The 5501-nt window shown below is 71.5% G+C and carries 3 protein-coding genes; all 3 read left to right on the top strand.

The genetic code is table 11. The features are described 5' to 3' along the window. Window positions 1-497 precede the first annotated feature (497 nt). Window positions 498-1082 (top strand): RNA polymerase sigma factor SigE, encoded by a 585-nt coding sequence (sigE, locus tag ACTIDRAF_RS0203930; RefSeq protein WP_026065756.1) that lies wholly within the window; start codon window positions 498-500, stop codon window positions 1080-1082. Further along, window positions 1079-1912 carry a zf-HC2 domain-containing protein gene (locus ACTIDRAF_RS27120; protein ID WP_016697409.1) on the top strand — a complete coding sequence of 278 codons (834 nt, stop codon included), beginning with the start codon at window positions 1079-1081 and terminating at the stop codon, window positions 1910-1912. The genes sigE and ACTIDRAF_RS27120 overlap by 4 nt, the downstream gene beginning before the upstream one ends. Window positions 1913-2079: 167 nt before the next feature. After that, on the top strand, window positions 2080-5501 hold a 3422-nt coding region (hrpA, locus tag ACTIDRAF_RS0203920), incomplete at its 3' end, for an ATP-dependent RNA helicase HrpA (protein ID WP_052168695.1).

Here is a 5501-nt window from a genome sequence, read left to right as displayed (position 1 = left end):
CCCGAGCGCCACCCCGCGCGCCCGCGCGGCCGCCAGCACCTCGTCCTCCGCGAGGTAGTCCGCGACGAAGTCCCGCACCACGCTGAGGTCGGCCGCCGGAGTTTCGGGTGTCACAAGCAAGGAGGTTAGCGCCGTACCGCCCTGGCGGAACCCGAAGCGCCCCCTTATTCTCAGTGCCTGACCGGATCGTCGAGCCGCGCTTTTCGTTGCCGGACCCGGACGCCCACTCGGAGCGCGCGCGGTCCCCGGTGGCCACCCGCGGGTGCGCTCCGGCCCCCGGTTCGCCAGCAGGCGTGGCCCACGCCCGGCACGGGTAGACCATTCTCAGGGTCCTCTCAGCCTGTTCTCACCACCACCTCATCCCGGTTCGAGAGGGTGAAGCCGCCAGCGAAGACGGTGGTGTCCCGCGAGGCGCGGGAACAACACGGGACGCGTGAGCGTTCCCCTATGGCAGCTAGCCCGTAGGAGGTGTCCTGCACACGATGCCTACCCAGCCGATGACCGCAGTTCCCCACGAGACGGTGAGCGCATCCCCCGGCGGGGTCGACGCCGCCGGTTGGACGCCGCCGAGCTGGGACGAAGTAGTGCGGCAGCACGCCGATCGGGTGTACCGGCTCGCGTTCCGGCTCAGCGGCAACCCGCACGACGCGGAGGACCTCACCCAGGAGACCTTCATCCGGGTGTTCCGGTCGCTCGCCTCGTACAAGCCGGGCACCTTCGAGGGATGGCTGCACCGCATCACCACGAACCTCTTCCTCGACATGGTGCGTCGTCGCGCCCGGCTGCGGATGGAGGGCCTGCCCGAGGACACCGACCGCCTCCCCGGCAGTGGCCCCAGCCCGGAGGAGGTGTTCGCGAACACCCACCTCGATCCCGACCTCCAGGCCGCGCTCGACGAGCTCCCCCCGGAGTTCAGGGCGGCCGTGGTGCTGTGTGACGTGGAAGGTCTGTCCTACGAGGAGATCGGCGCCACGCTCGGCGTGAAGCTGGGTACGGTTCGGAGCAGGATTCACCGTGGCCGGCAGGCGCTCAAGGCGGCACTCGAGCGCCGCCGAGCCGGCGCCCTGGAGGACTCCGCATGACTGAACGGCACGGTCTGCTGCCCGAACACTGCCTCGCCGTGGACGCGTTGGTCGCGCTGGTGGACGGCGAACTGCCTCCCGGCGCGCACGACCGTGCCATGAGCCACCTCGCCGGGTGCGTGCGGTGCGCCCGCCAGGCGAGCGCGCAGCGTCAGGCGAGGGCCGCGCTCCGCTCCGCCGCCGCTCCCGCGATGCCCGCCGGTCTGCTGGAGAGCCTGCGGGCCATCCCGCACAGCGCCCCGCTCCCGACCGGGCCCGACGAACTCGCGGTGACCGCCGAGGGCCAGGTGGTGGTCGCCCAGCCGGGCAGCCGAGGTGAGCCCGGTAGCCGGTTCGGTGGAGTGCCCCCGTTGGGTTCCAGTGCCCCGTTCGGATCGAGTACCCCGCTCGGGCGGGGTGACACCGTCCTCGGCGGGGGGACCCTCAACGCCACACCGCCGGGGCCGCAGGCCCCCCGGCGGGCCCGCGCACCGAGGAACGGACGCCGGCTGCGCAACGGCGCGGGCGTCGTCGTCTCGGGTCTCATGCTCGGCGCGGTCATGCTCGCCACGCCGTCCGGGGCCCCGAGCGGCCAGGTGCCGGAGCAGGCCGGAGCCCGGGACGGGCGTGAGCCGGTGAGCCAGCCGGCCGGCGCGGCGGGCGGCCGACCACCCGCTCCGTTGGCGACCACGGTCACGACCACCGAGGACGCCTCGGTCGTCACCGGCAGGTCGAGCCCCCCCAGCGCGGGTTCGGGTGCGCCGAGCGCGCACCTGACACCCTCCGCGCACGACCGTTCCACCCCGGCCGGCGCCCACGGGAGCACGACCCCCGCGCCGGTCGGCCCCTGAACCTCCGGGTGGCGCTGGTCACGTCCCCCGTCCTTCGACGCAGGCCACGCCAGTCGGGACCGTTATTGGCTGGTGGCCGCCCTACGGGGTGTGCCTATCCTTGCCCCGGTATGGGAACGCCTCCAGTGACATCCACGGCCGAGATCGCCGCACGTCTCCCCGAGCTGATGCTCCGGGACGAACAGCGGCTGGCGCGGCGGTTGGAGGGGGTGCGCAAGGTGCGCGGCGCCCCCGCGCGGGAGCGCGCCCTCAACCGGATCACGGCGGACCTGGCGGCCGCCGAGACGCGGGTCGCCCAGCGCCGCTCGGCCGCCCCGGCGATCCGTTACCCGGACACGCTGCCGGTCAGCCAGCGCAAGGACGACATCCTCGCCGCCATCCGCGACCACCAGGTGGTCATCGTCGCGGGGGAGACCGGCTCCGGGAAGACGACCCAGCTGCCCAAGATCTGCCTGGAACTGGGGCGCGGTGTCCGGGGCAGCATCGGGCACACCCAGCCTCGTCGGCTGGCGGCGCGGACCGTCGCCGAACGGGTGGCGGAGGAACTGGCCACCCCGGTGGGGGAGACGGTGGGCTTCAAGGTCCGCTTCACCGACCGCTCCACCGACGACACCCTGCTCAAGATCATGACCGACGGCATCCTGCTGGCGGAGATCCAGCAGGACCGCATGTTGTGGCAGTACGACACCCTCATCATCGACGAGGCGCACGAACGAAGCCTGAACATCGACTTCCTGCTCGGCTACCTCAAGCAGCTGCTGCCCCGCCGGCCCGATCTCAAGCTGATCATCACCTCGGCGACGATCGACCCCGAACGCTTCTCCCGCCACTTCGACGGCGCTCCCGTCATCGAGGTGTCCGGCCGCACCTACCCCGTGGAGGTGCGCTACCGCCCGCTCCTCGACGAGGACGACCCGGACCCGGACCGGGACCAGACCCAGGCGATCCTCGACGCCGTCGGCGAACTGAGCCAGGAGGGGCCGGGCGACATCCTGGTCTTCCTCAGCGGCGAACGGGAGATCCGGGACGCCGCCGACGTGCTGGAGAAGGCGGACCTCCGGAACACCGAGATCCTGCCGCTCTACGCCCGGTTGTCCGCGGCCGAGCAACACCGCGTCTTCAGCCCGCACCCGGGCCGGCGGGTCGTCCTCGCCACCAACGTCGCCGAGACCTCGCTCACGGTGCCGGGCATCCGCTACGTGGTGGACACCGGCAACGCCCGCATCTCCCGGTACAGCCACCGCCTGAAGGTCCAACGCCTGCCCATCGAGCCGGTTTCCCAGGCCTCGGCCAACCAGCGCAAGGGCCGGTGCGGTCGCGTCGCCGAGGGCATCTGCATCCGGCTGTACTCGGAGGAGGACTTCGACAACCGCCCCGAGTTCACCGACCCCGAGATCCTCCGGACGAACCTGGCCTCGGTCATCCTCCAGATGACCTCGTTGGGGCTGGGGGACATCGCCGCCTTCCCCTTCGTCGAACCACCCGACGCCCGCAACATCCGGGACGGTGTCCAGCTCCTGCAGGAGCTGGGAGCGCTGGAGGTGGACGAGGGCGGCGGACGGCGGCTGACGGAACTGGGGCGCAAACTGGCCCAGCTGCCGGTGGACCCCCGGCTCGGCCGGATGGTGCTGGAGGCCGAGCGGAACGGCTGCGTCCAGGAGGTCCTGGTGATCGCCGCCGCGCTTTCCATCCAGGACCCGAGGGAACGCCCGGCAGAACGGCAACAGGCCGCCGCGGAGAAGCACGCCCGGTTCGCCGACCAGGAGTCGGACTTCCTCAGCTACCTGAACCTGTGGGACTACCTGCGGGAACAACAGCGGGAACTGACCTCGAACAGGTTCAGGAGGCTGTGCAAGAACGAGTTCCTGAACTACCTGCGGGTGCGCGAGTGGCAGGACGTGCACTCCCAGCTCCGGCAGATCGCCGCACAGCTCGACCTGCCGATGAGCACGGCGCGGGAGGAGCCGCAGCGCATCCACATGGCGCTGCTGGCCGGTCTGCTCTCGCACGTCGGGCTCAAGGAGGGGCCGAAGCAGGACTACCAGGGCGCTCGCAACGCCCGGTTCGCCGTCTTCCCCGGCTCGTCGCTGTTCAAGAAGCAGCCGAGGTGGGTGATGGCCGCCGAGCTCGTCGAGACCAGCAGGCTGTGGGCGCGGGTCGTCGCCCGCATCGAACCCGAGTGGGTGGAACGCCTGGCCGGGCACCTCGTGAAACGCTTCCACAGCGAGCCCCACTGGGAGAAGCGGCGCGGAGCCGTGATGGCTCTCGAACGGGTCACGCTCTACGGCATCCCCCTCGTCACCGGCCGCAAGGTCAACTACGGGCGGATCGATCCGGAGGTCAGCCGGGAGCTCTTCATCCGCCACGCCCTGGTGGAGGGGGACTGGGACACCCGGCACCGCTTCTTCCACGAGAACCGCCGGCTGCTGGCGGAGGTCGAGGAACTCGAACACCGCGCGCGCCGGCGGGACATCGTCGTGGACGACGAGACGCTGTTCGAGTTCTACGACGCCAGGGTCGGGGCGGAGGTCGTCTCCGCGCGCCACTTCGACACCTGGTGGAAGAGGACCAGGGCCACCCAGCCCGACCTGCTGACCTTCGACCGGTCGATGCTGGTGAACGAGAACTCGGGTGGAGTCAGCCAGGCCGACTACCCGGACACGTGGCGGCAGCCGGGCCTGGAGATGCCGCTGTCCTACCACTTCGAGCCGGGCACGACGAGCGACGGCATCACCGTCGACGTTCCGCTGGCCGCCCTCAACCAGGTCACGCCGGAGCAGTTCAGCTGGCAGGTCCCCGGCCTGCGTTCCGAGCTGGTCACCGCGCTGATCCGCACCCTGCCCAAGAACGTCCGGCGGAACTTCGTTCCCGTTCCGGACGTGGCCAGGACGGTGCTCGCCCGGCTCAACCCCGACTCGGAGCAGGCGCTGCTGCCGGCGCTCGAACGGGAACTCCACCGGCTGACCGGGGTCAGCGTGCCCCGGGACGCCTGGCGGACCGACCAGCTCCCCGACCACCTCCGGGTCACGTTCCGGGTCGTGGACGGTGGCGGCGGGACCGTGGCGGAGGGCCGGGACCTCGGAGCGATCAAGGCGAAGCTGCGCGGGCGCGTGCGGGCCACGCTCTCCCACGCGGCCCGGTCGCTGGAGCGCACCGGCCTCACCAGCTGGGACGGTCTCGGTGAGTTGCCCACCGAGTACCGGCAGGACCAGGACGGGCTGACCGTCACCGCGTACCCCGCCCTCGTCGACGAGGGTGACAGCGTCTCGGTGCGCATGTTCGAGACGCCGGCTGAGGCACGCCGGGCGATGTGGCGCGGTTTCCGGCGCCTGGTCCTGCTCAACGTGCCCTCACCCCTGAGATCGTTGAAGAACAGCCTCAGCAACGCGCGCAAGCTCGCGCTGACCCGCAACCCGCACGGCGGCCTCCCTGCGTTGCTGGACGACTGCGTCGACTGCGCGGCCGACTCGATCCTGGTGGGGGCGGGAGCGCCGGGCCGGGACGCCGCAGCCTTCGACCGGCTGCGGGAGAAGCTCCGGGACGAACTGCCCGCCCGCGTGCACACCGTGGTGCGCCACGTGAGCGACAC

Origin of the sequence: Actinoalloteichus spitiensis RMV-1378, from assembly GCF_000239155.1 — a bacterium.
Lineage (GTDB): Bacteria > Actinomycetota > Actinomycetes > Mycobacteriales > Pseudonocardiaceae > Actinoalloteichus_B > Actinoalloteichus_B spitiensis.
This window is presented reverse-complemented; position numbering and strand designations above follow the sequence as displayed.